23 protein-coding genes and 1 tRNA gene are annotated in these 26,847 nt (G+C 41.7%); 13 read left to right on the top strand and 11 right to left on the bottom strand.

What is annotated here, in order from left to right:
• Positions 1 to 171: 171 nt before the first annotated feature.
• The 4 genes from rlmE to MN200_RS11795 all read left to right on the top strand — a co-directional run bounded on the left by rlmE (position 172) and on the right by MN200_RS11795 (position 4,306).
• On the top strand, positions 172 to 822 hold the full coding sequence (gene rlmE, locus MN200_RS11810) for a 23S rRNA (uridine(2552)-2'-O)-methyltransferase RlmE (RefSeq protein WP_004695608.1): 651 nt from the start codon (positions 172 to 174) through the stop codon (positions 820 to 822).
• Positions 823 to 954: 132 nt separating this feature from the next.
• The gene (ftsH, locus tag MN200_RS11805) at positions 955 to 2,847 is read left to right on the top strand and encodes an ATP-dependent zinc metalloprotease FtsH (RefSeq protein WP_058870063.1); all 1,893 of its coding nucleotides are present in this window, start codon (positions 955 to 957) and stop codon (positions 2,845 to 2,847) included.
• A gap of 135 nt (positions 2,848 to 2,982) precedes the next feature.
• Positions 2,983 to 3,834 (top strand): dihydropteroate synthase, encoded by an 852-nt coding sequence (folP, locus tag MN200_RS11800; protein ID WP_058870062.1) that lies wholly within the window; start codon positions 2,983 to 2,985, stop codon positions 3,832 to 3,834.
• A 160-nt stretch (positions 3,835 to 3,994) separates the two neighbouring features.
• Positions 3,995 to 4,306: a DUF5713 family protein gene (locus MN200_RS11795; RefSeq protein ID WP_058870061.1), complete on the top strand. Its 312-nt coding sequence runs from the start codon at positions 3,995 to 3,997 to the stop codon at positions 4,304 to 4,306.
• Between the two features lie 55 nt (positions 4,307 to 4,361).
• Here MN200_RS11795 and MN200_RS11790 read toward each other — a convergent pair whose 3' ends face one another.
• The gene (locus tag MN200_RS11790) at positions 4,362 to 4,730 is read right to left on the bottom strand and encodes a hypothetical protein (protein ID WP_058870060.1); all 369 of its coding nucleotides are present in this window, start codon (positions 4,728 to 4,730) and stop codon (positions 4,362 to 4,364) included.
• Between the two features lie 97 nt (positions 4,731 to 4,827).
• A tRNA-Leu gene (locus MN200_RS11785) sits at positions 4,828 to 4,913 on the bottom strand.
• Positions 4,914 to 5,126: 213 nt separating this feature from the next.
• Between MN200_RS11785 and MN200_RS11780 the strand changes: the two genes are divergently transcribed.
• A complete protein-coding gene (locus tag MN200_RS11780) occupies positions 5,127 to 6,896 on the top strand; it encodes an alkaline phosphatase D family protein (RefSeq protein ID WP_058870059.1) in 1,770 nt (589 codons plus the stop codon).
• Between the two features lie 40 nt (positions 6,897 to 6,936).
• Here MN200_RS11780 and MN200_RS11775 read toward each other — a convergent pair whose 3' ends face one another.
• Positions 6,937 to 7,665: a hypothetical protein gene (locus MN200_RS11775; RefSeq protein WP_058870058.1), complete on the bottom strand. Its 729-nt coding sequence runs from the start codon at positions 7,663 to 7,665 to the stop codon at positions 6,937 to 6,939.
• Positions 7,666 to 7,839: 174 nt separating this feature from the next.
• Between MN200_RS11775 and MN200_RS11770 the strand changes: the two genes are divergently transcribed.
• Entirely contained in the window at positions 7,840 to 8,352 is a 513-nt protein-coding gene (locus MN200_RS11770; RefSeq protein ID WP_004695616.1) for a hypothetical protein, read from the top strand.
• 47 nt (positions 8,353 to 8,399) lie between these two features.
• On the opposite strand, the gene MN200_RS11765 is transcribed toward MN200_RS11770, so the two are convergent.
• From MN200_RS11765 to MN200_RS11750, 4 genes are all read right to left on the bottom strand, one after another.
• Positions 8,400 to 8,684 (bottom strand): hypothetical protein, encoded by a 285-nt coding sequence (locus MN200_RS11765; RefSeq protein WP_058870057.1) that lies wholly within the window; start codon positions 8,682 to 8,684, stop codon positions 8,400 to 8,402.
• 121 nt (positions 8,685 to 8,805) lie between these two features.
• Positions 8,806 to 10,146 carry a CitMHS family transporter gene (locus tag MN200_RS11760; protein WP_004982682.1) on the bottom strand — a complete coding sequence of 447 codons (1,341 nt, stop codon included), beginning with the start codon at positions 10,144 to 10,146 and terminating at the stop codon, positions 8,806 to 8,808.
• 236 nt (positions 10,147 to 10,382) lie between these two features.
• Complete coding sequence (locus MN200_RS11755) at positions 10,383 to 11,711, bottom strand: hemolysin family protein (protein WP_125273234.1); 1,329 nt, start codon at positions 11,709 to 11,711, stop codon at positions 10,383 to 10,385.
• A gap of 128 nt (positions 11,712 to 11,839) precedes the next feature.
• Entirely contained in the window at positions 11,840 to 12,829 is a 990-nt protein-coding gene (locus MN200_RS11750; protein WP_178928301.1) for a LysR family transcriptional regulator, read from the bottom strand.
• A 648-nt stretch (positions 12,830 to 13,477) separates the two neighbouring features.
• On the opposite strand from MN200_RS11750, the gene MN200_RS11745 reads away from it, so the two are divergent.
• A complete protein-coding gene (locus tag MN200_RS11745) occupies positions 13,478 to 15,082 on the top strand; it encodes an isocitrate lyase (RefSeq protein WP_242759444.1) in 1,605 nt (534 codons plus the stop codon).
• Positions 15,083 to 15,184: 102 nt separating this feature from the next.
• On the opposite strand, the gene MN200_RS11740 is transcribed toward MN200_RS11745, so the two are convergent.
• Together MN200_RS11740 and MN200_RS11735 are read right to left on the bottom strand one after the other, a co-directional pair.
• Positions 15,185 to 15,559 (bottom strand): diacylglycerol kinase, encoded by a 375-nt coding sequence (locus tag MN200_RS11740; protein WP_242759442.1) that lies wholly within the window; start codon positions 15,557 to 15,559, stop codon positions 15,185 to 15,187.
• A 214-nt stretch (positions 15,560 to 15,773) separates the two neighbouring features.
• On the bottom strand, positions 15,774 to 16,913 hold the full coding sequence (locus tag MN200_RS11735) for a glycerophosphodiester phosphodiesterase (protein WP_058870055.1): 1,140 nt from the start codon (positions 16,911 to 16,913) through the stop codon (positions 15,774 to 15,776).
• Between the two features lie 257 nt (positions 16,914 to 17,170).
• Between MN200_RS11735 and MN200_RS11730 the strand changes: the two genes are divergently transcribed.
• The 4 genes from MN200_RS11730 to MN200_RS11715 all read left to right on the top strand — a co-directional run bounded on the left by MN200_RS11730 (position 17,171) and on the right by MN200_RS11715 (position 22,838).
• Positions 17,171 to 20,275: a multidrug efflux RND transporter permease subunit gene (locus MN200_RS11730; protein WP_242759440.1), complete on the top strand. Its 3,105-nt coding sequence runs from the start codon at positions 17,171 to 17,173 to the stop codon at positions 20,273 to 20,275.
• Between the two features lie 135 nt (positions 20,276 to 20,410).
• Positions 20,411 to 21,757: a magnesium transporter gene (gene mgtE / locus MN200_RS11725; RefSeq protein WP_242759438.1), complete on the top strand. Its 1,347-nt coding sequence runs from the start codon at positions 20,411 to 20,413 to the stop codon at positions 21,755 to 21,757.
• Between the two features lie 115 nt (positions 21,758 to 21,872).
• Complete coding sequence (locus tag MN200_RS11720) at positions 21,873 to 22,466, top strand: DUF4112 domain-containing protein (RefSeq protein ID WP_058870075.1); 594 nt, start codon at positions 21,873 to 21,875, stop codon at positions 22,464 to 22,466.
• 6 nt (positions 22,467 to 22,472) lie between these two features.
• A complete protein-coding gene (locus MN200_RS11715) occupies positions 22,473 to 22,838 on the top strand; it encodes a glyoxalase/bleomycin resistance/extradiol dioxygenase family protein (protein ID WP_058870052.1) in 366 nt (121 codons plus the stop codon).
• Between the two features lie 72 nt (positions 22,839 to 22,910).
• Here the strand turns inward: MN200_RS11715 and htpX are convergent, their stop codons facing one another.
• The gene (gene htpX, locus MN200_RS11710) at positions 22,911 to 23,816 is read right to left on the bottom strand and encodes a protease HtpX (RefSeq protein WP_058870051.1); all 906 of its coding nucleotides are present in this window, start codon (positions 23,814 to 23,816) and stop codon (positions 22,911 to 22,913) included.
• A 117-nt stretch (positions 23,817 to 23,933) separates the two neighbouring features.
• Positions 23,934 to 24,806, bottom strand: coding sequence for a lytic transglycosylase domain-containing protein (locus tag MN200_RS11705; RefSeq protein WP_058870050.1), 873 nt, complete (start codon positions 24,804 to 24,806; stop codon positions 23,934 to 23,936).
• 502 nt (positions 24,807 to 25,308) lie between these two features.
• Between MN200_RS11705 and ttcA the strand changes: the two genes are divergently transcribed.
• Together ttcA and MN200_RS11695 are read left to right on the top strand one after the other, a co-directional pair.
• Positions 25,309 to 26,232 (top strand): tRNA 2-thiocytidine(32) synthetase TtcA, encoded by a 924-nt coding sequence (gene ttcA / locus MN200_RS11700; protein WP_004695645.1) that lies wholly within the window; start codon positions 25,309 to 25,311, stop codon positions 26,230 to 26,232.
• 227 nt (positions 26,233 to 26,459) lie between these two features.
• Entirely contained in the window at positions 26,460 to 26,843 is a 384-nt protein-coding gene (locus MN200_RS11695) for an SCP2 sterol-binding domain-containing protein (protein WP_178928629.1), read from the top strand.
• Positions 26,844 to 26,847 lie beyond the last annotated feature (4 nt).

Here is a 26,847-nt window from a genome sequence, read left to right as displayed (position 1 = left end):
GGCTTAGTATAACAAACTGCGAAATTAAACGCTTTATATTCTGTGGAAATAATCGATTTAGATAATAGAAAAAAACAACTAAAACCCAAGATTTGGATACAGATGTATACTGCAAGCCTAGAGAATTTAACGTACAATTAAGTTTAAGAAATTTTAATGTTTTAGAGAGATATGGCAACACGCATTACCAACCAAAAGTTATCCAAAAGTAGCCGTGCGTGGATGAGAGAGCACCTTGATGATCATTTTGTGAAAAAAGCGCAAAAAGAAGGTTATCGAGCACGTGCAGCTTATAAGTTACTTGAAATTCAAGAAAAATATAACATCATTCGTCCGGGCATGACCGTGGTTGACTTGGGTGCTGCACCTGGAAGTTGGTCACAAATTGCAGGAAAGCTGGTCGGTGATCGAGGATTGGTGGTTGCATCTGACATTTTGGAAATGGATGCACTCCCAGATGTGACCTTCTTGCAAGGTGACTTCCGTGAGCAAGAAGTATTCGATAAATTGTTAAATATTTTAGATGGACGTAAAGTAGACGTTGTAATTTCAGATATGGCCCCCAATACTTCAGGTAACAAGGCTGTAGATCAACCTCGCCAGATTTACCTCTGTGAATTGGCTATCGATTTTGCTACGAAAGTGCTCGGTCCAAATGGTCAATTTGTTGTAAAGGTATTCCAAGGTACAGGCTTTGACGAGTTCCGTAAGCAAGTAGTCGACAACTTTGATGTGTTAAAAACAGTAAAACCTGCTGCATCACGTGCCCGATCTAAGGAAGTATTCTTAGTTGGGCAAGGCCGTAAGAAGGCTTTCAAATAAAGTTTACTTGCCAAGTCGTTAAAAATTGTGCATTTTGTACCTTTTTATTATTTTGCGAAGCTGATCTTCAGCAGAAACTTTAAGGTCACCCGATAGGGCATGATCAAATTAGATTGATATGGGAATAAAGCTTTGAGCGATCTCTTCAAGAATGCCATATTGTGGCTAGTGATACTGGGCGTACTGATCCTCATTTTCAGTAATGTCAGTAGCAATGAAAAGCCGACAGCGATGAATTATTCAGAGTTTGTTGCTGCGGTGAATGCTGGTCAAATTAAGCAAGTGACAATTGATGGCGAACGAATTCATGGCCAAAAATCAAACGGTTCAGAGTTTGAAAGTATTCGTCCTGCGGTTCAAGACCCAGAGCTTATGCCTAATCTGATTAAAAATAACGTTGTCGTTGAAGGTACTGCACCTGCACGTCAAGGTTTATTGATGCAACTTTTGATCGCAAGCTTCCCTGTACTTTTAATCATTTTGTTATTCATGTTCTTTATGCGCAACATGGGTGGCGGAGCAGGTGGTAAAAACGGTCCAATGAGTTTTGGTAAGTCAAAAGCAAAAATGTTGGCAGAAGACCAAATTAAAGTGACTTTTACCGATGTCGCTGGCTGTGATGAAGCAAAGCAAGAAGTTGTAGAAATTGTTGATTTCTTAAAAGACCCTTCAAAATTTAAACGTTTAGGTGCAACGATTCCTAAAGGCGTGTTAATGGTGGGTCCACCGGGTACAGGTAAAACTTTACTTGCAAAAGCAATTGCAGGCGAAGCGAAAGTACCATTCTTTAGTATTTCTGGTTCTGACTTTGTTGAAATGTTCGTGGGTGTGGGCGCGTCTCGTGTCCGTGACATGTTTGAACAAGCGAAACGCCATGCACCATGTATCATCTTTATTGATGAGATTGATGCTGTGGGTCGTCATCGTGGTTCAGGTACAGGTGGTGGTCACGATGAGCGTGAGCAAACCTTGAACCAAATGTTGGTGGAAATGGATGGCTTTGAAGGCAATGAAGGTATTATCGTCATTGCTGCGACAAACCGTGCCGATGTACTGGATAAAGCTTTACTCCGTCCAGGTCGTTTTGACCGTCAGGTTATGGTTGGCTTACCAGATATTAAAGGCCGTGAGCAAATTTTAAATGTTCACATGAAGAAATTGCCTTCAGTGACTGGTGTCGATGTACAGGTGCTTGCACGTGGTACGCCGGGCTTCTCGGGTGCACAATTGGCGAACCTTGTGAACGAAGCTGCATTATTTGCTGCACGTCGTAACAAGAACACTGTCGATATGCATGATTTTGAAGATGCAAAAGACAAGTTGTACATGGGCCCTGAACGTAAGTCGATGGTGATTCGTGAAGAAGAGCGTCGTGCAACCGCGTACCATGAAGCTGGTCATGCGATTGTGGCTGAAATTCTACCGGGTACAGACCCTGTGCATAAAGTAACCATTATGCCGCGTGGTTGGGCGTTGGGTGTAACATGGCAGTTGCCTGAACATGACCAAACCAGCCACTATAAAGACAAAATGTTGAATGAACTTTCAATTTTGTTTGGTGGTCGTATTGCCGAAGAAATCTTTATCAACCAAATGTCGACAGGTGCTTCAAACGACTTTGAACGTGCAACTAAAATGGCACGTGCAATGGTGACCAAGTACGGTATGTCTGACAAACTTGGTGTAATGGTGTATGAAGATGATTCTCAGCAATCATTCATGGGCAGCATTGGTAGTCGTACGATTTCTGAAGCAACACAGCAACAAGTAGATGCTGAAGTTCGTCGTATCATCGATGAACAATACCGTGTAGCACGCAATATCTTGGAAAATAACAAAGATATCGCGCATGCGATGGTAAAAGCTTTGATGGAATGGGAAACGATTGATCGCGAGCAAATTCGTGACATTATGGAAGGTCGTGAGCCACAACCACCAAAAGTATATGTTGCAGAAAATCCTGTGATTGATGTAACTCCAACGGATGGTCCAAGCACACCACCACCATTACCATCTGCGATTTAATTTTAAAAAGTTAAAATAAAAAACCACCTTCGGGTGGTTTTTTATTGCACAGATTTTTCACTGTCGATGAAGAAAAATAGGCACTTAAAAGTGGGAACGCGTTAAGATAATGTAAATTGAACTGGAGAATATCACATGCAATTGATGGCTTTGCCAAAGAAAATCCTACGTTGTGGTGAGCTATCACTCGATCTATCGGTACCGCATGTGATGGGTATTTTAAATGTGACGCCAGACTCGTTCAGTGATGGCGGCAAACATAATGGCAAACTACAAGCGATTGCACATGCTCAGCAAATGATTGCCGATGGAGCGACAGTCATCGATATTGGTGGTGAATCGACGCGTCCAGGTGCATCTGTGGTTGAGGTTGAGGAAGAGATTCGTCGTGTCGTTCCAGTGGTGGAAGCCTTGGCTGAACTTGATGTGGTCATTTCGATTGATACCTCTCAACCTGAAGTAATTCAAGCTGCGGTCGCAGCAGGCGCACATATCTGGAATGATGTGAGAGCATTAACACGCCCGAATGCTTTAGAGATGGCAGCTGAACTGAATATTCCAGTGATCATCATGCATATGCGTGGTGAACCAACCACTATGAATAGTTTAGATCAATACGATAATGTCACTTTAGATGTGATGGCTGAGCTTTCCCAGCGTGTGGCGGATGCACTCAAGGCAGGTGTCAAAGCTGAAAATATCATTATTGATCCGGGTTTTGGCTTTGCTAAAAATGCAAAGCAGAACCTTAAGCTTTTAAACGAATTCCATCAGCTGAATCAGCTCGGGTATCCCATCTTGTCCGCATTGTCACGGAAGCGCTTTATCGGCGAAGCCTTAGGTGGGGCGGATGCAGGGCAGAGGGCTGTGGGTTCTGTAGCGGGACATTTGCTGAGTATTCAACAAGGCGCGTGTATGGTGCGCGCTCATGATGTCAAAGCCATGAGTGATGCGATCAAGGTTTGGCAAGCGATGAATATTGCTTAATGCGGCGGCGGAATGCTGGGCTAATGATTTAATTTGAAAATTTGATCTTTATCTGATTTTTAGACTAGCAGCATTTTGAGATGCTGCTTTTTTATTTGGTGATTTGTTCGGTTTATGTTATACAGACTCGTTTTTTAAGTTTCTCGTTTTGAGTGCCTGTATGTTTGCAGATTTACTTCTCCCTATGTTTGATGATGAATATTATCCCGATATTCTTGTTGCTGAAGTGAAGCAGCATGTCGAGACTTTTGCTAAAAAAATTGTAAAAGCAAAATCTGAGTGTGATATTTATCAATATGCCAATGCCACAGTGGCTGAAATTAATGAAATGAAGCCACATTTTGAAGATCTGGATTCGTCGTTAGATGATTCTGCTGCCGATTTTATTGCTGAAGCGATGATGATGGTGGTACAAGATGCTGGGTTTATGGATATTGAAATGGAAGAATTGGTGGTGAATAGAGAGTGGTGAGTCACTCTCTCATTTCAAGTGCAGTTGGTTTTTGTTTTAGACGCTGAGATTGCTGTTACAGTTCATCTAAAAGATCGGTGAGATGACAACCTTGGTTTAAATGCTCATCTTTAATCGTATCGACCGTCATCACGTATTCACCATCGACCATTTCAGCATTTGCACTGAGATTCAGCCAAAATTTTGGATGCTTTTTCATGAGCTCACGAATATGTTGCTCATCTTTAGTATGATTAAAGCTTAATTTAAAATGAGCATTTACTGATTTACACGCATGTAAATAAAGTTGGTGGTCTTTTTCAATAATCGTGCCTGCAAACAAGTCATAAAAGGTATCGCTATCTGTTTGCTGCGAGGTGGGGTTTGCATGGCTGACGTTTGAAAAAATTAGGCATAAGATGATAATGAGAGTGTTCTTTTTCATATTGTGATTGTTATGTGTTTCGATGCATAAATTATAGACATAAAAAAACCAGCATATCGCTGGATTTTTTATTGCACCATCTTAATTAGCTTAAGAATGGTGCCCGAGGCCAGACTCGAACTGGCACGCTTTGTGGGCGGGGGATTTTAAATCCCCTGTGTCTACCGATTTCACCACTCGGGCATGAGCGCAATAATAGAGGACGAAATAAAAGTTGGCAAGTCTATTTGTGATTATTTGCTTTCTTTTCAATCAATTCAGCGGTTTATGTTTAAAAAATAGCAAAATTATCTGTGCTGCACTTGTTCAGGCTTCATAAAAATGTCATCGACTTGAGATATGGGTGTCATCTTTTTCGCATAAATTTCAAGTCCATATCATCTTTAGGCAATCCACATGACAAAAAAAATGAACCGCCGAGAACTTATTCAAAAAACTTTGGCAGGATTTGGTGCTTTATCTTTACCTATTTCACTGACTGCTTGTGGTGATGATGCCGACTCAAACACACAGCCCAACACGCAAGTGCAATTTTTGCATGGGGTTGCCAGTGGTGATCCTTTACAAACTCAAGTCATCATTTGGACACGTGTAACACCATCGGATAGCAGTGCGCGTTTAGAAGTGCAGTGGGATGTGGCAAAAGATGCAGACTTTAAAAACATTACAGCAACAGGAAAGGTGCTGACTACAGCTGCACAAGATTTTACTGTGAAAGTGGATGTGACGGGACTTGCTGAGGGGCAAGTTTATTTCTACCGTTTTAAATCGGCGTCGACATATTCGATCACAGGGCAAACCAAAACTTTGGCAACGCAAGTACAGTCGGTACAGTTTGCAGTATGCTCATGTTCAAATTATCCAGCGGGTTATTTCCATGTTTATAAAGAAATGGCCAAACAGGATGTCGATGTTGTGATTCATTTGGGTGATTACATTTACGAATATGGCATGGGCGGATATGCAACGGAAGAGGCTGTAGCGATGGGGCGCGCACTGGCGGATGATAATAATGCAGAAATTATTCGCTTAGATGACTATCGCAAACGTTATGCTTTATACCGACTAGATGCAGATTTGCAGGCCGCGCATCAACGTCATCCTTTTATTGTGATTTGGGATGACCATGAACTCGCAAATGATACATGGGAAAAGGGTGCTGAAAATCATCAGTCAGATACTGAAGGCGATTTCCTTGAACGTAAACTTGCGGCACTGGCGGCCTATTTTGAGTGGATGCCAATCCGTCCGCTTTCTGAAAAAGATCATTTGAATATTTATCGCCAGTTTAACTTTGGTAATTTAGTGCAGTTGAATATGTTGGATACGCGTATTCTAGCGCGGAGTAAACAGTTAGATTATGCAGATTATTTAACCGCATCGGGTTTGGATGCTGTGCGCTTTACTACAGATATGCAAGACCCAAATCGAACGTTACTGGGGTTGAATCAACGCGCATGGTTAACACAGCAACTTGCGAGCTCTAAAGCCACATGGCAAGTTTTGGGTCAGCAGGTGTTGATGAGCAAAATGCTTGTTCCAGCCGAGATGTTACAAGTGCTCAGTGCAATCAGTAGCGGCGCGGTGACTCCAGAGGTTTTGGCGCAGGTGAATCAACTCATTAAAGAATTGGTAGAAATAAAACTTCGTTACTTAAATCATGATCCATCTTTAACAGTAGAGCAGTTGTCTCGTATTAAAACTGTGGTTCCTTACAATTTAGATGCATGGGATGGTTATGCGGTTGAAAGGGAGACGTTGTACGGCACACTACAGTATTTAAATAAAAAAGTCGTGGTCTTGGCTGGTGATACCCATAATGCATGGGCATCGGACTTACACGATTTAACAGGGCAATTTGTAGGTGTGGAGTTAGCGACAAGTTCAGTTTCCTCGCCAGGTATGGAAAAGTATTTGTCTATTCCAATGCAACAACTCAAAGAGTTTGAGTTTGCTTTTACAACCTTGATTGATGAGCTGAGTTATTGCAATTTAAATCAGCGTGGTTATTTGAAAGTCCGTTTTACCGCAGAGCAGGTACAAGCGGATTGGATATTTGTGGATACCATTAAGAACAAAGAATACATCGTTGATGAGACTCGCTCACATCAAGTAATATTAGATCCGACATTATTGCCAATCAGTGCGTTAAAGCAAACGGCCTAAAATGACCTTAGAAAAAACCGAGCATCATTGCTCGGTTTTTTTATAATTTCTCATCGATATAGCTGTCGAGATCGATGTGCTTAATCTGTTTACAGTAAGCATGCTCATACTTCAGCAGTTGCACATACAAATCTGCTTCATGCCCCAGCTGGGTTTTACGTGCCTGATAATCTTCAGATTGATGGGAGCTAAAGCGTAATTGGAGTCGTGATTTGAGCGTTTGCTTATAGGCCCAAAAGCAGACACGTCTAAGTTGTTGTAACTGATGATGTTCAACCGACTGGCTGTGGTCTCGAAATAAATTTTCTTTATAGAAGCGCACAAAACCAAAGTTTACACCAAAATAAAACAAGATCCACATCAGCAAACTGCTTTCAAGGAACATTAGATTGAGTCCACTTAAAAGAATCACGGCAGCGAGTTTGATGGGCGCATGGCGTTGCAGTTGATACAGGGAGTTTGATGAATGTTTAATTTGCTTAATGACAAAAGGTAAGACCCACATCAGCACCAATAAAATAGTGATAATGGCGTAACTATGACTTTGCAGCGGGTCGAGATTCTCCAAGTGAGTTAAGTAAAAATTTTTTAGAATTAAGCTGATTGGAATAAAAATCATCACCGCCAAAACCCACGGAATAATTTCACGTTGGTCATCTAAAATACCGCGTGTTTTGATTTGACTATAAAGCAAGTAATTACGTTTAAATGCGGCAGGGTAGCGGGTCTCTAATTGTTGCAGTAACAGTTGAACTTGTTTGGATTGCATCGTCAAAAAAGAGCGTATGAGAAAAATAGCCTTTACTATAGTAGATTTGGAAGGGGATGACTCAAAAAAATAAGTAAAACAGAATATTCACAGAGAAAAGCACAACAATTTCGCTTTTTCGCTCTGAATTATGCGAAAATGTCGGATTCAATTTTTTTTGTCTAAGGGCAGTTCATGACTGATCATTCTCCTGAATCTTTAAGTGATATCGAAATTTTAGACATTTTGCAGTCTATGAAAGACGATGAGCTTGATACAGAGGCAAAAGAAGAGATTCGTAAGGGTGGTAAAGCGGGTCGTCAAGAAGCACATAAACTTGCGATTGTGGCTTTAAACCAATCTTTTGAAAGCAAATTTGTTGAAGCTGTAGCTTTGGCATTGGGCTTGAATGAAGGTCAAGCCAAAAAAATTCGCTATAAGAAAGACCGCATCCGTATTTTAAAAGTACGTGGGATTGACTACATGGCGATTGATGGTGCGGAAACAGCACAAGTCTTGTCACAAGTTGCACAAGCCATTGTACGGGAAGATGCGACCGTGACACATGATTTGCACAACATCTTCCCATTTTGGAAAGAAGGCTGGCCAATGGTTCAGTTTGACAGCGCATATAAAATTTTATCTGAAGATATTACCATTCACTATCAAGCGACTTTAGATAAATTGCTTGAATTATATGGTCGTTAAGATCGCAGTCTCAAAAGCACCTTTGGGTGCTTTTTTATGGCTTCTATTTAACTATGGAAAATCCAAGACAGTAATAAGCTGATGGGCCAAATAAACAGTCGCCACCATGTAATCAGTGGATTCCAGAAATACTGTCCAAAAGACAGAGTCTCGTTAAAGCTTCGTTGCCCACGTTCATAAGCACAAGGTGTAATCCGCCATGCTAAAATCAGCAAAACAATCGCACTTACGATCAGCAGCGTGTGGCTGTATTGGGCAAAATAATAATAAATCAGATAGAGCGCAGAATAAAAGAAAGTACATGCCAACACAGCGGGCAATGAAAAAGACATAGGCTTGACTCTATTATATTGTTATATCAAGGTATTATAAATGAAAATACCCGATGTATCACATCGGGTATTTATCGGTTGTTGAGCTTAAGGTTCGTTATAACTCAGTATGAGTATTTGATTAACCCAGTGTTGAGTAAAGTGGGAAAATACCAAAGATCATCGCTGTAACCAGCATCACTAAACAAGTAATCACCGCCCATTTGATGGTAAATTCTTGGTGTTCACCAAAGTTAATTCCAGCCAATCCACAGAGTAAGTAAGTCGATGGAACCAATGGGGACAGTAAGTGTACAGGTTGACCAACAATCGATGCACGAGCCATTTCCACAGGAGTGATACCATAGTGTCCAGCGGCTTCAGAGAGTACAGGCAGTACACCAAAGTAGAAGGCATCATTCGACATAAAGAAGGTCAGTGGCATACTAATCACAGCCGTGATAGGTGCTAAATACGGCCCCATACTTTCTGGAATAATGGCAACCAGTTCTTGAGACATGGCTTCAACCATACCTGTCCCCGACAAAATACCAGTAAAAATACCTGCCGCGAAAATAATCCCGACTACAGCTAAGGCACTAGCAGAGTGGTTACCAACCAAACGCTTTTGCATGTCTAAATCAGGATAGTTCACCACCAATGCAATGCACAGCGCCACCATGAACAGAATGGCCGCAGGTAAAACACCCATCACTAAGCAGACCATCAAGACCAAAGTTAGTAGAGCGTTAAACCATCTTAAGTGGGCACGGTTGGCTTCAGGTTCTTGCGAAATCTGAATACTGTCACCATGGCTAATATCTAATTCCACAATACCAATGCGCTTACGCTCCATACGGCCATACATAAAGCCGAGGAAGTATAACCAGCCAATTGCAACGAGCATTGGTAAAATCATCGGAACAAAGACATCGTTTGGATCGACATGCAATGCCGTTGCAGCACGTGCTGTTGGTCCACCCCATGGCGTTAGGTTCATGATGCCGCTCGCAAGCATCATTAGACAAGCCATAATTAAAGGGCTCATACCAATACGCTTATACAGCGGTAGCATTGCGGCAACACAGATCATGTAAGTGGTTGAACCGTCACCATCCAAGGAAACAATTAAAGTCAGTGTAATGGTGCCGAGGGTCACTTTTAAAGGATCACCTTTAACCTGCTTTAAAATCCACTTCACTGAAGGGTCGAATAGACCCGTGTCGATCATAATTGCAAAATAAAGGATTGCGAAAAGGAGCATTACGCCCGTAGGAGCGAGCTTTTTAATGCCTTCCATCATCATATTGCCAAGTTCAGCAATATCAAATCCAGCAAGGTTGTCAACAAAGAGACTTAAAACATAAGTAAGTAATGCAAAAATGATAGGGATTAAAGTTAAAGCAACAAGAGCGCTCAGTCGTTTGGACATGATTAAGTACATGAAGCACATAATCATGCCTAAACCTAAAATGGTCAGCATGGATCAATCCTTTGAACGTGTTAAGTCTGTTTATTCAGCAAGTGACAGCGATAGTATGCAATTCAGCATGATTTTTAAATGCTCTTAAACATATGTGATTTTTCATTCTATTTTTCTAATAAATAATATATATCTGTAAAGTATGGTTAAGATACTTATTTTGTATAACTTCATATGGTTAAATCTGAAGCAAAAAAAACCTTGCAGTTGCAAGGTTTTAATTCAAGGCGATGTTCCTATTCCTCGACTGTTTTAGTTTCAGGCTGTAGTGTTTCTTCAAGTAAACGCGTCACTAAAAGTTGGTCAATCTTAAAATGGTCGACATCAACCACTTCAAATTTAAAGCCTGCATATTCTACGGTATCGGCAGGGCGTGGAATTTTGCGTAGACGGTACATCATAAAACCAGCCAAGGTTTCATAATTTTCTTCATCTGGCATTTCATCAATGGCCAGTGCATGCTTCATGTCTTCAATCGGCGTGCTGCCATCAATCAGCCATGAATTATTATCACGTTTAATGATCTGTTGTTCGGCTTCAATTGGAGTAACCCAGTCGCCCATGACCGTAATCATAATGTCTGACAGGGTGATGACGCCCACGACCAAAGCATATTCATTAATCACAACAGCAAACTTTTCTTTGGTGGAGCGGAAACGGTCTAATAACTCAGACAAGGTTAATGTGTCTGGAATGGTGAGAACATTACGAATGGTGCTTTCATTGAGTTGTAGTAAAGATTGATTATTCAGGATACGGACCAGAATGTCTTTGGCATCGACATAGCCAATTACATCGTCAATATTTTCACTACAGACTAAAAACTTAGAATAAGGATATTCAGCCAATTTTTGACGAATGCTGGTTTCGGATTCATTTAAAGTAAAATACACCACATTTTCACGCGTGGTCATACTTGAAGGAACGTTCCGCTCTTCAAGTTCAAATACGTTTTCAATGAAATGGTGCTCTTGCTTTTGCAGAACCCCAGCTTGTGCACCCGCATCCATCACTGCAGAAATATCATCAAAGGTAATGTTGTCATCACGGGTGGTATTCACTTTAAATAGGCGGAATAACAAGTTGGCAAGAGCATTAATAATCCAAGCCAAAGGTTTGCATACCTTAATAAACACCTGAATGGGGTTAATCACCGCAATAGAGATTTTCTCTGGGGCAATCATGGCCAAACGTTTTGGCATGAGGTCAGCAAACAAAATAAATAGAGAGGTGACTAAAGTGAAAGATAGAGCAAAGCTAATGGTTTCAGACCAAGGGCCAGTATAAAAACGAGAAACAAAGCTCATGAAGTAAGGACGAAAAGCCCCTTCACCTAAAATACCGCCCAAGATTGCCACTGCGTTTAAGCCAATTTGTGAAGCGGCAAAGAAGTCAGCAGAATTTTCTTGTAAATTCAAAACTTTCTGTGCGCGATCCTCACCCGACTCAGCCAAGATTTTCAGCTTGACCTTACGTGCTCCCGCCAGTGCAATTTCTGTCAGAGACAAGAAACCCGCCCCAGCAATCAGGACTAGAATGATAACTATGTTTTGAAAAAGACTCACCGAATCCACCTGTGATTCATCGTTATTATGAATATTTTTAACACAAAAAAATAAAGACAGTAATTAGTTACTGTCTTCTATCATACCTGAGTTATTGATATGAATATGAATTATTTAGAACTGAATGCTTAATAATGTGAGAATTGCAAGTTATTGCCTAAAAACTCTCGATTTTCCTCCTCAATCATTTGACGTGCCACATACAAAATCAGCTGTCTGAGCCAGCGATGTGCAGGATGGTGATGCAACAGTGGGCACCATGCCATTTTCAACTCAAATTCTGGAATATAAAAAGGTGGATCTTTAATCAGGAGATTTTGACTTTTGGCTTGTAGGCGTGCAATACGGGTCGGTAAAGTCGCGACTAAGTCTACATTTGAAGCCAATAGTGCAGGCATTTGATAATGTCGAGTGAAGACCGAAATTTTACGTTTTTGGCCAATACGCTCTAACGCTTGATCAATCCAACCGAGACCTGCTTGTTTTTCAGGGTTAACGCCGAAACCAACGCCCATACCTGTTTTAGAAACCCAAATATGCTGTGCATCAAGGTAACTTTTTAGGTTTAAGTTGCTGGCGGCGGGGTGTTTACCGTTCAGCAAACATGAAAAACTGTCACGCCAGACTAAAACTTGATGGAAGCTTTGTGGAATTTCATTGAATCGGTTAATGGCAAGATCAACTTTACCTTGTTCCATATCACGATATGACACATCACTTGGGGTTAAGAAGTCTAAGACCACATTGGGAGCTTCTGAACGCAGTGCTTTAACGAGGCGGGGAACTAAGGTGGCTTCGGCATAGTCCGAAGTCATAATACGGAAAACACGATTTGAGGTATAAGGACGGAACTCGGTACGAGGTTCCAAAATCATGGAGAGATCAGAAAGAGCGTCACGTATGCGGGGTTGTAATTCTAAAGCCCGTTCGGTTGGTGTCATACCTTCAGAAGAGCGAATTAGCAGAGGATCATTAAATAAGTTACGAAGACGACGTAGAATATTACTCATTGCTGGTTGGGTGACACCCAATTGTTCAGCTGCTCGGGTTACATTTTTTTCGCGTAAAAGTACGTCCAAGTAAATTAAGAGGTTTAGATCAACCCGCTCCAGATTCATAAAATAAATACCGAGAATAAAATCATGAAATTATTTGCATTATGCCATAAGCCATCGGGCTTGTGTAATAAACTGACGAAAAAAAAAAGCATCGGGTTGGATAAAGAACACCCCCTTCATTTTCTCAGAAAATGGGTTTTTATGCTTAAAAATAGAGGGACTATCAGCCCAAAACAATGTTTTAAAGTGCGTAAATTGAGTCTCAGATTATCGCCTAGAAAATGGCTTAATCTTGCTTGTTGTTGGTGGAATAAAAGCGTGATAAATACTCTTTTTACTGAATATTGAACTATTGTCATTTCGGTCAAATTAAGTATTGATTTTCAGTTTAAACTCTTTTTTTCAACGGCTGAGACTTAAGTCTAATGAAGAAATATTCGACAAAGTGTGTATTTTTTAGGTTCATTCTATTTTATTTAAATTTAATAATAACAAATACTTGTTTTGGATATGTCGAAATATAATTAGACTTTTATCTATATATTTTTTAAATAAATACTGAAAATTAATGCAGAATATTGGATTAATTTATTCTGTCAATCTAATCTGTATTCATCGCAACGAAGCGCTCTAAATCTAAGCAAAAGCTTGAGGGTCTGATTTTAGCTTTTCGTTGAAGAAAATCCTAATATTATTACAGGAAATATCATGACTACATATCAAACAGCGATTGATGCAATCCGCGAATTAAAAGCAAAATTCGGTAGCACTTGGGCAGACATCAGTCCTGAAGATGCTGCGCGTATGCAAATCCAAAACCGTTTCAAAACTGGTTTAGATATCGCTAAATACACAGCAGCAATTATGCGTCGTGATATGGCTGCTTATGATGCTGACTCTAGCAAATACACTCAATCTCTGGGTTGCTGGCACGGTTTCATCGCACAACAAAAAATGATTGCGAACAAAAAATACTTCGGTACAACTGAACGTCGCTACATCTACCTTTCTGGCTGGATGGTTGCAGCACTTCGTTCAGAGTTCGGTCCACTTCCTGACCAATCTATGCACGAAAAAACTTCTGTTCCTGCATTGATTGAAGAAATCTACACATTCTTACGTCAAGCTGACGCGAAAGAATTGAACGATCTGTTCCGTTCACTTAAAAAAGCTCAAGAAGCTGGTGACACTGCTAAAGCTGCTGAAATCACTTCTCAAATCGACAACTTCCAAACTCACGTTGTGCCAATCATTGCGGACATCGACGCTGGTTTCGGTAACGAAGAAGCAACTTACTTACTAGCGAAGAAAATGATCGAAGCGGGTGCTTGTGCACTTCAAATCGAAAACCAGGTGTCTGACGCGAAACAATGTGGTCACCAAGCGGGTAAAGTAACTGTTCCACACGAAGACTTCATCGCGAAAATCCACGCGCTTCGCTATGCATTCCTGGAAATGGGTCTAGACGACGGTATCATCGTTGCACGTACTGACTCTGAAGGCGCTGACTTGACTCAAAAAATCCCAGTGGTTAAAGAGCCAGGTGACATCGCTTCTCAATACATCAGCTACTTAGATACAACTGAAATTGACATTTCAGAAGCGCAAGAAGACGAAATCCTGATCAAACGTGATGGCAAACTTCACCGTCCAAAACGTCTTGCTTCTGGTCTGTACCAGTTCCGCGAAGGCACTCAAATCGATCGCGTTGTACTTGACTGTGTAACTAGCCTTCAAAACGGTGCTGACCTTCTTTGGATCGAAACTGCGACTCCAAACGTAGCTGAAATCGCTCACATGGTTAACCGTGTTAAAGAAGTTGTTCCAAATGCGAAACTTGTTTACAACAACTCTCCATCGTTCAACTGGACTTTAAACTTCCGTCAACAAGCTTACGACCGTTGGGTTGCTGAAGGTAAAGACGTATCTGCATACGACCGCGCTAAACTAATGAGCGCTGAGTACGACAACACTGAATTGGCTGCTGAAGCTGACGAGAAAGTTCGTACATTCCAGGCAGATGCTTCTCGTGAAGCAGGTGTATTCCACCACTTGATCACTCTACCTACTTACCATACAGCTGCTCTTTCTACTCACGAGCTTGCTCAAGGTTACTTCGGTTCTGAAGGTATGTTGGCTTATGTTGCTGGCGTACAACGTAAAGAAATCCGTGGCGGTATCGCTTGTGTGAAACACCAAGCAATGGCGGGTTCTGACATCGGTGATGATCACAAAGAAATCTTCTCTGGTGACAACGCTCTTAAAGCGCACGATGATGCTAAAAACACAATGAACCAATTCGCTGCTCACTAAGCACTGAACTGATTCAAAAGAAAACCCTGCGAAAGCAGGGTTTTTTATGACTTAATTTTTAGCTTGTTGAACAGTTTGGGTGTGAAATGTTGAACAAAAGCATTAAGACATCAGAATCAGCAGCCAAACTATAAAGATAATACTTAAAGAAACAAACTGTGTAGCACTGCCCATGTCTTTGGCATTTTTTGAAAGCTCATGGCGCTCTAGTGAAATACGATCCACAATCGCCTCAATGGCTGAATTGAATAATTCAACAATAATTGCAAGTAAACAGACGGCTACCATGAGGGCTTGTTCTAAGCGACTGACATCACAGAAAAAGCTTGTTGGAATCAGAATCAGGTTAATTAACAGGACTTGACGAAAAGCAGCCTCATGCGTAAATGCGGCCTTAAAACCTGAAAGGGAATAATGAGTTGCATTAAAAATATGTTTAAAACCTGACTTGCCTTTGAGTGGGGAATATTGGCTCATACCATCAACCATTTTAAAATTTCAGCCACAATACATGATCTATATTAAAAGTCACTTAATTATAGTATTCAAAAAGTGCTTAATCTATGTACACCTAAAATAAGGAGAAAGAGATTAAAAAACCTGCTTTTTAATCTCCATCCTTCAACGATGGATATGGGTTTGAAGCAAACGAGATGCTCAGATGTCTGGTTTACTTTGTGGGTGACTTATTCTATTTATTCAAAAAGGCATTGGCGGCTTGACGACCTAAAGCGGGATCATCGGTAAAGACACCATCCACTCCAGCTTTAAAGAAAATCTCAAACTCAGCCAGTGCGCCTTTTTCGCACTTTTCAGCGACAATAGCGCTACAGTCTAAATAGTCTGGTAAGAAATTATTTTCTGGGCGTAGGGTATAAGGATGTACTTTTAAGCCCACTGTGTGTGCATCGTTCACAAAACTGGTTGGGGTCGCCGGCTGAGTATTCGGCACGATATAGGTTTTACTTGGCCCAACACCATATGCATAACTTGCGACATCTTTTAGCCCTTGAGGCGTTGCCATATCACTATAGCGGAGTGTCGATTTGGCAAGCACAGCATCGGCAGGTTGTTCGGACTTGCCGCCATAGAGTTGAATAATTTTGGCATGTCGAATCGATTTTAATTGATCCAACTGTTGACGCATCTGTTTTAAGTTGCTGACTTCAAATGACTGGATATAGACTGGTGCAATGTCACGACTATAGCTGTGTTTGGCCAGCGTGGTTAATAGGCGTTGCTCCATGGCCAAATTGAGACCTTGGAAATAGCTGGGATGTTTGGTTTCGATATACAGGCCCACAATTTTTCCTGTCTTTTTATAGTGCGCATCTACGAGTTCAATAATTTCATCTAAAGTGGGCAGATCAAATTGATCATTATATTGGGCATTTGCTGGACGAATCTCTGGAATACGTTCTCGTGCCTTCAGTTGCTTCAGCTCGTTTAAAGTAAAGTCTTCAGTAAACCAACCTGTGTAAGTCACGCCATCAACGACTTTACTGGTCTTCCGTTCTGCAAACTGCGGCAAGCTGCTGACATTGGTGGTTCCTCCGATTTCATTTTCATGGCGAGCGATTAAATAACCGTCTAGAGTTGGCACCAAATCAGGCTCAATAAAATCTGCACCATCATCAATTGCTTTTTGGTAAGCGGCTAAGGTATGTTCAGGGCGTAGCGCGCTGGCGCCGCGATGTCCAATAATAAGTAATGCAGGCTCAATGTATTCGGCGTTGTTTGATGGTGGCTGGGATGCTGCATTGTCTTTCTCATCATGATGACAGCCCAATAAACTTAAAAAAATAAAACTCAATAATGTTCTTTTTAACATGTGTTCCTCAACATTTTATTGTGGTGTTGCGGACTCAGTGTTCAATTTTAATATCTCAGATCAATGACAAATTGCGAAAAATTACAGGATGTCATCAATTGGTCAAAAAGCTTTCTTCATAGTTTCTTCATATTTAGCTCTAATGTTCTATTTCATGTTGTTAAGTCTTGTTTTTTAATGATTCGTCATAGAAGATCAAGCATGAAGTGATGCCCAGTTGCTAGATCTAGCCTCAGACCCAAGAGTACCGCAGACCCATGCTGTCTAAATTTTTTATTCATCGTCCAATTTTTGCTGGTGTGCTGGCGATTATCGTGATGGCATTTGGTTTATTTGCCACCTTTCAGTTGCCTGTAGAGCGCTACCCAGATATTGCACCTCCGCGAATTACGGTGAGTGGAACATATACAGGCGCGTCGGCAGAGACGGTGGAGGAGAGCGTTACTCAGGTTTTGGAACAGCAAATTAAAGGGATTGATCATTTACTATATTTTAGTTCGAGCAGTGACTCGAATGGCCGTAGTCGAATCAGCATTAGTTTTGAAAATGGAACAGACCCAGATACCGCTCAGGTGCAAGTTCAAAATGCCATCAATGGAGTGATTAACCGTTTACCAGAAGATGTACAGCGTCAAGGGGTCAATGTCTATAAATCGCTTGGTGATACGCATATGGTGATTGGCCTATATGACCAAACAGGCAAAAGCAGCAATATTGCACTCTCTGATTATATGATGACGCATTTGGAGCAAGATTTAGCCCGTATTGATGGAGTTGGTGAGGTTGATGTCTTTGGCGCGCAGTATGCCATGCGCTTATGGCTGAATCCGCACAAATTGCGTCAATATGGACTGATGCCGAGTGATATTCGTGCGGCGGTTGAAGCGCAAAACACGCAAGTGGCAGCAGGGGCAATTGGCGAGTTACCAAGCCTGTCAGATCAATATTTAAATGCCAAAGTCACCTCTGGTACACGTCTAAAAACCGTTGAAGAATTTGAAAACATCATTGTCAAATCGACCCGCGATGGCAGTTTTATTTATTTAAAAGACGTCGCACGGGTGGAACTAGGCGCGGAAAATTACCAGTCGTTTAATACCATTAATGGTTTTCCTTCAGCGGGGATGGGCATTTCACTGTCTTCAGGGGCTAATGCCTTAGCCACTTCGGCATTGATCAAACAAGAAGTCAGTCGATTGTCCGCAAAACTTCCTGATGGTTATCAAATTGTTTATCCACGCGATAACACGCCTTTTGTGCAAGAGTCGATTAAGGAAGTGGTCAAAACACTGTTTGAAGCAGTGCTTTTGGTGATTGTGGTCATGTTTGTATTTTTGCAAAATTGGCGTGCAACGTTGATTCCGACTATCACAGTACCTGTTGTAATTTTAGGTACGCTCGCCATTCTGTATGTGCTCGGGATGAGTATCAACACCTTAACCCTATTTGCATTGGTCTTAGCCATCGGGCTTCTGGTGGATGATGCGATTGTGGTGGTGGAAAATGTTGAACGGCTGATGCATGAACAGCAGATGAGTGCTCAACAAGCCTCGATTGCATCGATGCAGGAAATCAGTGGGGCATTAATTGGGATTACTTTGGTGTTAACCGCAGTGTTTATTCCCATGGCCTTTTTCGGTGGCTCGACAGGAGTGATCTACCGTCAGTTTTCAATGACTTTAGTTGCTGCCATGGCGCTATCGCTGCTGGTCGCATTGATTCTGACACCAGCGTTGTGCGCCTTAATTTTAAAACCCAATGATAAATCGGCACGATGGGCAACTTGGTTTAATCTGAAGCTAGATCAGCTAAAACAGCGTTATTTAAAGTTGAGTACTCAGGCCATTCAGCACAGTAAAATCATGCTGGTGGTTTTTGTGGCGTTAATTGCCGTCTTTGCATTATTTTATCGTGCTTTGCCGACCAGTTTTATTCCCAGTGAAGATCAGGGTATTTTAAGTGTCCAGTTTAAACTGGCCGATGGTGCACCGCTGAGTCAAAGCCGTGTAGTTGGGGAAGAAATTCGCCAATATTTTTTAGACCAAGAACAGGCCAATATCAATTTGGTGATGATCCGCTATGGTCGTAATTTCTCAGGGACGGGACAAAATTTAGGTCAGGGTTTTATTGCATTGAAACATTGGGATGAACGTAAGGGGAAAGAAAATTCCGCACAAGCGATTCGAGAACGAGCGATTGCTCATTTTAGATCGCATCGAAATGCGCAAATTAATGTAAATATGCCGTCTTCAGTCAGTGGCTTAGGGCAAACCGATGGCATGGAGTTTTGGATACGTGATATCAATGGCGAAGGTCGTGCCTATTTAGAAGCACAGTTCAAAACTTTGCAGGAAGCATCCAAGCAGTATTCTAGTTTTAGCAATTTAGATAAACGTTCTAACCCAGATAAAGCCGAACTCAAAGTGGATGTGAACCAAAAGCAAGCTTTGGCCAATGGACTCAGCCAGACCGCCATTAATAGCACTTTATCCAGTGCTTGGGGTGGAAGTTATATCAATGACTTTATTGACCGTGGTCGGATTAAGCGGGTAATTATGCAAGGGGATGCCGAATTTCGTTCAAAACCTGATGATCTTCAAGCATGGACCGTACGTAATGATCTGAACCAAATGATTCCTTTTACAAATTTTGCTCAAGTATCTTGGAGTGGAGGCCCTGAGGTAGTGAATCGCTTTATGGGCTATACCGCACTAGAAATGGAGGCGGATACAGCACAAAATGTTAGTTCTGGACAAGCCATGCAAGACGTACAAAACATGGTACGAGGGCATGATGGTATTGATCTAGCATGGAGCGGGTTATCGTTCGAGGAAAACAAGTCCAATAACCAAGCATTGCTGCTGTATTTGGTCTCCATAGGCTTTATCTTTTTATGCCTTGCTGCACTTTATGAAAGTTGGAGTATTCCAACTGCAGTCATGAGTGCGATTCCACTCGGTATCGGTGGCAATATTTTGTTCAGTTATCTGACGGGTTTTCCGAATGATATTTACTTCCAAATTGCCTTGCTGACTACAATTGGTCTGTCCTGTAAAAATGCGATTTTAATTGTGGAATTTGCTTCACTGGCGCAGCAAAAAGGCCAAACCGCAATTGAAGCAGCGTTGGAAGGCGCAAGCTTACGTCTACGTCCGATTTTAATGACGTCTTTGGCTTTTGGCGCGGGTGTTACACCTCTGGTCTTTGCTTTTGGTGCAGGGGCCGCAAGTCGTCAGGAAATTGGGGTGAGTGTACTCGGTGGCGTGATTTTTGGTACGGTGTTGGTATTGCTGTTTATTCCTTTAATGTATGTCTTGGTTCGCCGTGTGTTTCATGGACGAACACCTCAGGAGGAAGTCTAAGATCGAATCTGAAACATTCGTGTGCAGTATGAATAGGCAAAGCGAACCTTTAATCCAATCAGGCTGAAAGGCCTGACATTTAAAGATCCTTTGCTATACTCGGACAGATAAAGAAAAACAATATTTGAGTGGTGTATGCCAAATCCGTCATTTTCACAGCAAGATTTCCAAGCGCAATTAAATCAGCCCGATAACCATGCTTTTATCCAAAGTTTGAAACAGTACAGCACTGCGGATTTAGCTGATATTTTAATGGCCCTGCCTATAAATGACCAAATTCGGCTATTGGAACAATTACCCCAAGCCAGTTATGTCTTTGAGTTTTTAGCATTAACCGAGCAGCAGCAGCTAGCAGCGCAATTGCCTCAGGCTTTGCTGGTGAAGCTACTAGCTCATATGCATTCGGATGACCGCACCGATTTATTTCAAAGCTTAGCGAACGACGTTCAAGGTCATATTTTTCCGCAGTTAGCTGCGCATGTTCAAGCTCAGTTGAATGATTTAATGCACTATCCAGCTGAGTCTGCGGGTGCAATTATGAGCACCGAGGTCATTACGGTACATGCCGAAATGACCATGCAACAGGCGATTCAACATATACGACAGTATGCAGCGGAAAGTGAAACTTTATATCTCATCTATGTGACCGATGCCTCGCGTTATTTACACGGTGTGATTTCGCTGCGGCAAATTATCCAATCTCCTCCTGAGCAATTGATTGGACAGGTTATGACCAGTCATGTCATCACGGGGTTGGTCAGTGAGGATCAAGAAAGCATTGCACAGAAACTGGCTCATTATGATTTTATGGCTTTGCCCATTGTCGATGAGCAGCAGCGTCTATTGGGAATTGTGACTTATGACGATGCAATGGATGTGGTACAACAAGAAACTACAGAAGATATTCTAAAAAGTAGTGCGGTTGCGGCCAGTCCGCAGATGAGTATTAAAACGGCTCCAATCCTCTTACTGTATCAGAAGCGGGTGTTTTGGTTGGTGTTTCTGGTTTTTGGCAGTTTACTCTCGGGACTAGGAATTGCACACTTTGAAGACTTGATTGCGGCACATATCGTTTTGGTATTTTTCCTTCCTTTACTGGTGGGAAGTGGAGGAAATGCGGGGTCTCAATCCGCAACCTTAATGGTACGTGCACTGGCAACCGGTGATGTACATTTTAAAGACTGGTTTTATTTGCTAGGACGTGAAAGTTTGGTTGCGCTGTGCTTGGGTGGAACCATGGCAACGGCAGTCTCTATCTTGGGCTATTTCCGTGGGGACATTTTGGTCGCTGTAGTATTGGCACTGAGTATGATGGGCATTGTGTTGATGGGTTGTCTGATTGGTATGAGTCTGCCGTTTATCTTAAACCGCATGAAACTCGACCCCGCCAGTGCATCTGCACCTTTAGTCACCTCAATTTGTGATGCGTCAGGCGTGGTGGTATATCTGCTGATTGCGTCGCAAATCCTGACATTGTCTTAAGCTAATAAGTAATTGTTTCAGCACAAAGTTAGCACAGAAAAAAGTCATGAAAACCAGCATAATTCAGTGGTTTTATGATGTTAAAGTGGTTGAAATGATGGAGGTCAGTAACAACATGCCTGAAGCCTTAGAACAAAAAAAAATGAGCCAGCAAGATGTCATTCGGTTAGAGCGTGATTTGGCCAAATATGCCAATATGATGGATTCTGTGGTGCGTATTCCGTTCACCAAGCAGGGAGTCGGTGCCGATGCCGCATTGAGTACTGTTCCGATTGCTGGGGATATCGCAGGTTTTGCCCTAACTTGTTATGCCATTTATAAAGCCAAGCAAATTGGCGTGCCGCAAGAGAAATTGAGTCCAGTATTGAAGCTGGCTATGATTGACGCTGTGGTCGGTTTTATCCCACTGTTAGGGACATTGTTTGATATTTTTATACGTCCGAGCCGTAAAGCACTGGATGTGGTTCATGACCATATTCGGGAAGAATACCAAATCCATTCAGAGCATCATGTGACTCATCCTTTTCTTCATGAAAAATTGGAGAAGAAACAGCAGCAATCCGCATTTTGGCGAAATCCAGTAGTGGCATGGCTTTGGCTACATATTCCCGATTTGTTTGGCCTGATCTTTTTGGTGTGTTTTATGGGCTTATTGTGGTGGGGTGGCAGTGTGATGTGGCATTGGTTACAGGGACTAAACTTAGGATAGCCACTCATGAAATTTGAAGGTCAGATTACGGCAAATTTGCCAGCGATTGATTTGGCGTGCACTTCTTCATTTTATCAAAGCTTGGGCTTTAATCTGGTTTATCAGTCCGCAGAGTGGATGATTCTGCGTTTGGGCGAAATGACACTGGAATTTTTCCATCATCCGCATTTAGACCCAAATAGTTCATGGCATAGTGCCTGTATTCGCGTAGCGGAAATTCAACCCTATTATAAATACTGGTCTAAAGTGAATTGGTCGTTGTGGGAAAGCGCTCGTATGACCGATATTCAGGATTTTGATGAGATCCGCCAGTTTTGTATCATTGACCCAAATGGCAGTTTATTACGCTGTGTCGAAGTGACGATTGAATAAAAATGTCCTGTTATGCAGAGTCACAAAAAAGCCTCCAAGTGGAGGCTTTTTAAAATCTAGTGAACGAATTGTTTATGGACAATCGAGCTGTTGTAAAGCAGCAACACGTTGTTCAATCGTTGGGTGGGTTTGGAACAAAGCAGCTAAACTAAAGCCTTGCTCTTGACCTGCCGCGATAGCAAACGCTTTCATTTCTTTAGGCATCGCATCTGGAAGTTGTGACTCCGCTTGTAAGCGCAACAAGGCCGAAATCATCGCTTGTTTGCCTGCAAGACGGGCACCTGCTTCATCTGCACGATATTCGCGGTAGCGAGAGAACCACATCACGATTGCAGAAGCTAAAACACCAAAGACAATATCAAGCACAATAGTAATGGCAAAATAAGCTAAACCAGGTGCTTCACCGTCTTCACGTCCAAAGACATTACGATCAATAAAATCACCTGCAACACGTGCAAAGAACATCACAAAGGCGTTCACGACACCTTGAACGAGCGCTAAAGTCACCATGTCACCATTGGCCACGTGACCAATTTCGTGAGCCAAGACTGCACGAAGCTCGTCTTTATTCATACGCTCAAGTAAGCCAGTAGAAACTGCAACTAATGCATCGTTCTTGTTCCAACCTGTAGCAAAGGCATTCGATTGGTAAGACGGGAAAATACCGACTTCTGGCATTTTAATACCAGAACGTTGCGCCAATTGAGCGACTTCTTGTAACAACCATGCTTCAGCTTGGTTGCGCGGGGCATTTGGGTCAATTAACTCTGTACCAGTTGTTTTTTTCGCCATCCATTTTGACATGAATAGAGAAATCATTGAGCCAACCATACCAAAGACAAAACAGATAACCAGTAGGTTACCTAGATTTAAGCCACCCGCGCCATGGTAACTACCGACACCGAAGAGTGACAAGATAATGCCAGCTACAACCAGTACCGCGAGGTTGGTTAGCAAGAACAAACCAATCCGCATCATTGAGAAAATCCTCTTATAATAAAAAAATAATCTGATTTATAAATCGAAAATCATTGCTCTCAATATGAGGTGAAACTCTTCAAAATTCAAGAAAAAATAATAAAACTGTTATAAAAATTATTCTGAAATTTGAATGCGGGCAGAAGCGGTTGCATTGGCTGTGGCATAGGAACCCGGCGCATCAGTAAAACTGCCATCGGCTGCGAGGATAATTTGGCGTGAAGGTGCGCTACGACTCACACTGAGTTGTGTGCTTGGAGAAGAGTCTGCATCGTAATGTGCAGATTGCGCAATGACTTGAGCATTGGCTGGTGTGTTATTTGAGCCTGCAGAGATATTGATCCCGCCCGCATATAGATTGCTATAGCGGCTACTCACCCGGCGAACATAGTCTTGAGTTTCACGGAAGGGTGGAATACCGCCGTACTTTTGTACATTGCCTTCGCCAGCATTGTAGCCTGCAAGCGCAAGATTGGTGTTGCCGTTAAAGCGTTTCATCAGCCATGCCAAATACTTGGCACCTGCATTTATATTCTGCTGTGGATCATATGCATTAGAGACATTAAAGCGCCGTGCTGTCGCAGGCATGAGTTGCATAAGACCCTGAGCCCCAACAGGTGAGCGTGCGTTGACATTAAAGCCTGATTCGGTATGCATAACCGCTTTAATTAAGCCTTCAGAAACGCCGTGGGTTTGAGCCGCTTGGCGAATAATGTGGTCAAAAGCATTTTTGTTACGACTATAACTGGGCAACACGGAAGATTCAGAAGCCCCCCAGTTACTATAACTGTGGATATTACTGTCTGGATAATAGGTTTTCTTTTCGACTTTTAAGTTGCTATAACGACTTTGTTTATTGGTTAACAAGGTCGTGCCGTTGGAATCTTTCAATTGGTAGATAGTTTGACCCGCGTGACAATCTAGTGCCATGAACGAAATCGTCATACACCCCAAAACGTAAAAACGACTCAAAAGCAGCTTATTTTTCATTATCTATTATTAATCGTAAAAAAATCGATGTCAGTGACTAGAAATGAGTTTAGCAAAAAAAGAACCGTCTGAAACTATTTTAAGTTCAAAAAAGCTATGTCTTTGTAAAAATCAAGTCAAATTGTTGAGCAAGTAATCAAAAAAAATAATTAATTTATTTTTAATGGGGATTGCTTGACTGGGTTAAGTTATTGAAATTTAATGGTAAATAAATTGATCAAAAAATGATCAATTTAAATAGAAGCCTTAAAGAGTGGGGGGAACACCCTGTCAAGTCGATTAGAATCCACAAAGTTATCCCCAGCTTTTGTGGAAAAATGTGGAAAAGTCCAAAACATAAGCAGTTCAGCTAAAATATGAACGCAATCGTTCAAAGTTAAACCGATTTCAATACATGAATATGACAGCAATGACAATTCATGAGAATTTACATTCTTTAGGTGCGAGATGGCTGTGAATCGGATAAAATTGCGCGGTATTTTTTTTAAGGTTTAACTCGTCTATGTTCTCGCCAGTTGAGTCCAATCAGGGATTTAATTTTAAACCAGAACTACCCACTAGCTCTGCGTATTATCGTCTGTTGAAAAAGTTACGCCGTCAGGTGGGTCATGCCATTCGCGATTTTAAAATGATCGAAGAAGGCGATAAAGTGATGGTCTGCATTTCCGGTGGTAAGGACAGTTATACCTTGCTCGATATTATGTTGCAGTTTAAACGTATTGCACCGATCAATTTTGATGTGGTGGCTGTGAATTTGGACCAGAAGCAACCGGGTTTCCCTGAGGACGTGTTACCACGTTATTTAGAAGAGAATAATATTCCCTACTATATCTTAGAAAAAGACACCTACAGCATTACGAAACGTTTAACGCCTGAAGGTAAGACCTATTGTGCAGTTTGTTCACGCTTACGCCGTGGCTCTCTATATGGCTTTGCGCAAGAAATTGGCGCGACCAAAGTGGCGTTGGGCCATCACCGTGATGATATCTTGGCGACCTTCTTCTTGAACTTATTCCATGGCGGTAGCTTAAAGGCGATGCCTCCTAAATTGTTATCGTCAGATAAAAAGAACATCTTGATTCGCCCACTGGCTTATGTGGAAGAAAAAGACATCATTAAATATGCTGAAATGCGTCAGTTCCCGATTATTCCGTGTAACTTGTGTGGTTCTCAGGAAAATCTGCAACGTGCCATGTTAAATGACATGTTGCGCGAGTGGGATAAAGCGCATCCAAAGCGTTTACACAGTATTTTTGGTGCCTTGCAAAATGTGTCGCCATCGCAGCTGGCAGACCGTGAGTTATTCGACTTTGAAGCGTTAGATAGCGAACGTGAATTCGACTTTAAAGGTGAAAGTTGTTCAACGGAAGATGAACCAGAGAACAAACGCATTAACATGGTTAATCTTGGCTTTGCAGCAGACTAATTTTGTCAGTTAAGCCAATGCAAAACACCAATCAATGATTGGTGTTTTTTTTATGTGAATGATTTTGATAAACTTTGTATAAGAAATATAAAATATGAACGGTACGTACAAAAAACTTTAGGCACATGTAGGATATACATGCTATAACAATCTCCGAGCGTATTTAGCTTCACAATGATGCCGTCTGGATAGGCAGCACACAACGAACAAAGAATTGAGGAAACATCATGCCTGCTTTTTTAACTGATGATTGGTTTTCAACTGTAGAAACATTAACTGCTCAAGCGGGGAATTTGAACCTGCCGCCAGCACTTGCGAATCTTGCAATTAACTTAGTTGTTGCTGACAATGCGGGTAATACCGAATTATCTTTAGATGGTGGCGCAATTAAAAAAGGCTTGTCTTCAAATGCGAAAACAACCTTGAACATGGATGCTGAAACACTACGTAAAGTGTTCCTTGAGTTTGATATGGCTGCAGCAATGCAAGCGTTCATGACGGGTAAAATAAAAGTTCAAGGTGATATGTCACAGTTGATGGCATTGCAAACAGCGAAGCCAAGCCAAGAGCAAAAAGATTTATTTAAGAAAGTGCTTGAGCAAACGGTTTAAGTGT

It is taken from the genome of Acinetobacter sp. LUNF3 (genome assembly GCF_022699605.1).
In the GTDB taxonomy this organism is placed as follows: domain Bacteria; phylum Pseudomonadota; class Gammaproteobacteria; order Pseudomonadales; family Moraxellaceae; genus Acinetobacter; species Acinetobacter johnsonii.
Note: the sequence above shows the minus strand (reverse complement) of the source record. Positions and strands in the feature narration are given on the sequence as shown.

Coding starts and splice junctions, on each gene's coding strand:
- ttcA (WP_004695645.1), top strand. CDS start 25,309: ATGTTCTCGCCAGTTGAGTCCAATCAGGGATTTAATTTTAAACCAGAA.
- MN200_RS11765 (WP_058870057.1), bottom strand. CDS start 8,684: ATGTCTTTTTCATTGCCCGCTGTGTTGGCATGTACTTTCTTTTATTCT.
- MN200_RS11730 (WP_242759440.1), top strand. CDS start 17,171: ATGCTGTCTAAATTTTTTATTCATCGTCCAATTTTTGCTGGTGTGCTG.
- rlmE (WP_004695608.1), top strand. CDS start 172: ATGGCAACACGCATTACCAACCAAAAGTTATCCAAAAGTAGCCGTGCG.
- MN200_RS11795 (WP_058870061.1), top strand. CDS start 3,995: ATGTTTGCAGATTTACTTCTCCCTATGTTTGATGATGAATATTATCCC.
- MN200_RS11695 (WP_178928629.1), top strand. CDS start 26,460: ATGCCTGCTTTTTTAACTGATGATTGGTTTTCAACTGTAGAAACATTA.
- MN200_RS11735 (WP_058870055.1), bottom strand. CDS start 16,913: ATGTTAAAAAGAACATTATTGAGTTTTATTTTTTTAAGTTTATTGGGC.
- MN200_RS11745 (WP_242759444.1), top strand. CDS start 13,478: ATGACTACATATCAAACAGCGATTGATGCAATCCGCGAATTAAAAGCA.
- MN200_RS11760 (WP_004982682.1), bottom strand. CDS start 10,146: ATGCTGACCATTTTAGGTTTAGGCATGATTATGTGCTTCATGTACTTA.
- MN200_RS11740 (WP_242759442.1), bottom strand. CDS start 15,559: ATGAGCCAATATTCCCCACTCAAAGGCAAGTCAGGTTTTAAACATATT.
- MN200_RS11750 (WP_178928301.1), bottom strand. CDS start 12,829: ATGAATCTGGAGCGGGTTGATCTAAACCTCTTAATTTACTTGGACGTA.
- MN200_RS11715 (WP_058870052.1), top strand. CDS start 22,473: ATGAAATTTGAAGGTCAGATTACGGCAAATTTGCCAGCGATTGATTTG.
- MN200_RS11775 (WP_058870058.1), bottom strand. CDS start 7,665: ATGCAATCCAAACAAGTTCAACTGTTACTGCAACAATTAGAGACCCGC.
- MN200_RS11790 (WP_058870060.1), bottom strand. CDS start 4,730: ATGAAAAAGAACACTCTCATTATCATCTTATGCCTAATTTTTTCAAAC.
- MN200_RS11780 (WP_058870059.1), top strand. CDS start 5,127: ATGACAAAAAAAATGAACCGCCGAGAACTTATTCAAAAAACTTTGGCA.
- mgtE (WP_242759438.1), top strand. CDS start 20,411: ATGCCAAATCCGTCATTTTCACAGCAAGATTTCCAAGCGCAATTAAAT.
- MN200_RS11705 (WP_058870050.1), bottom strand. CDS start 24,806: ATGAAAAATAAGCTGCTTTTGAGTCGTTTTTACGTTTTGGGGTGTATG.
- htpX (WP_058870051.1), bottom strand. CDS start 23,816: ATGATGCGGATTGGTTTGTTCTTGCTAACCAACCTCGCGGTACTGGTT.
- folP (WP_058870062.1), top strand. CDS start 2,983: ATGCAATTGATGGCTTTGCCAAAGAAAATCCTACGTTGTGGTGAGCTA.
- MN200_RS11720 (WP_058870075.1), top strand. CDS start 21,873: ATGCCTGAAGCCTTAGAACAAAAAAAAATGAGCCAGCAAGATGTCATT.
- MN200_RS11770 (WP_004695616.1), top strand. CDS start 7,840: ATGACTGATCATTCTCCTGAATCTTTAAGTGATATCGAAATTTTAGAC.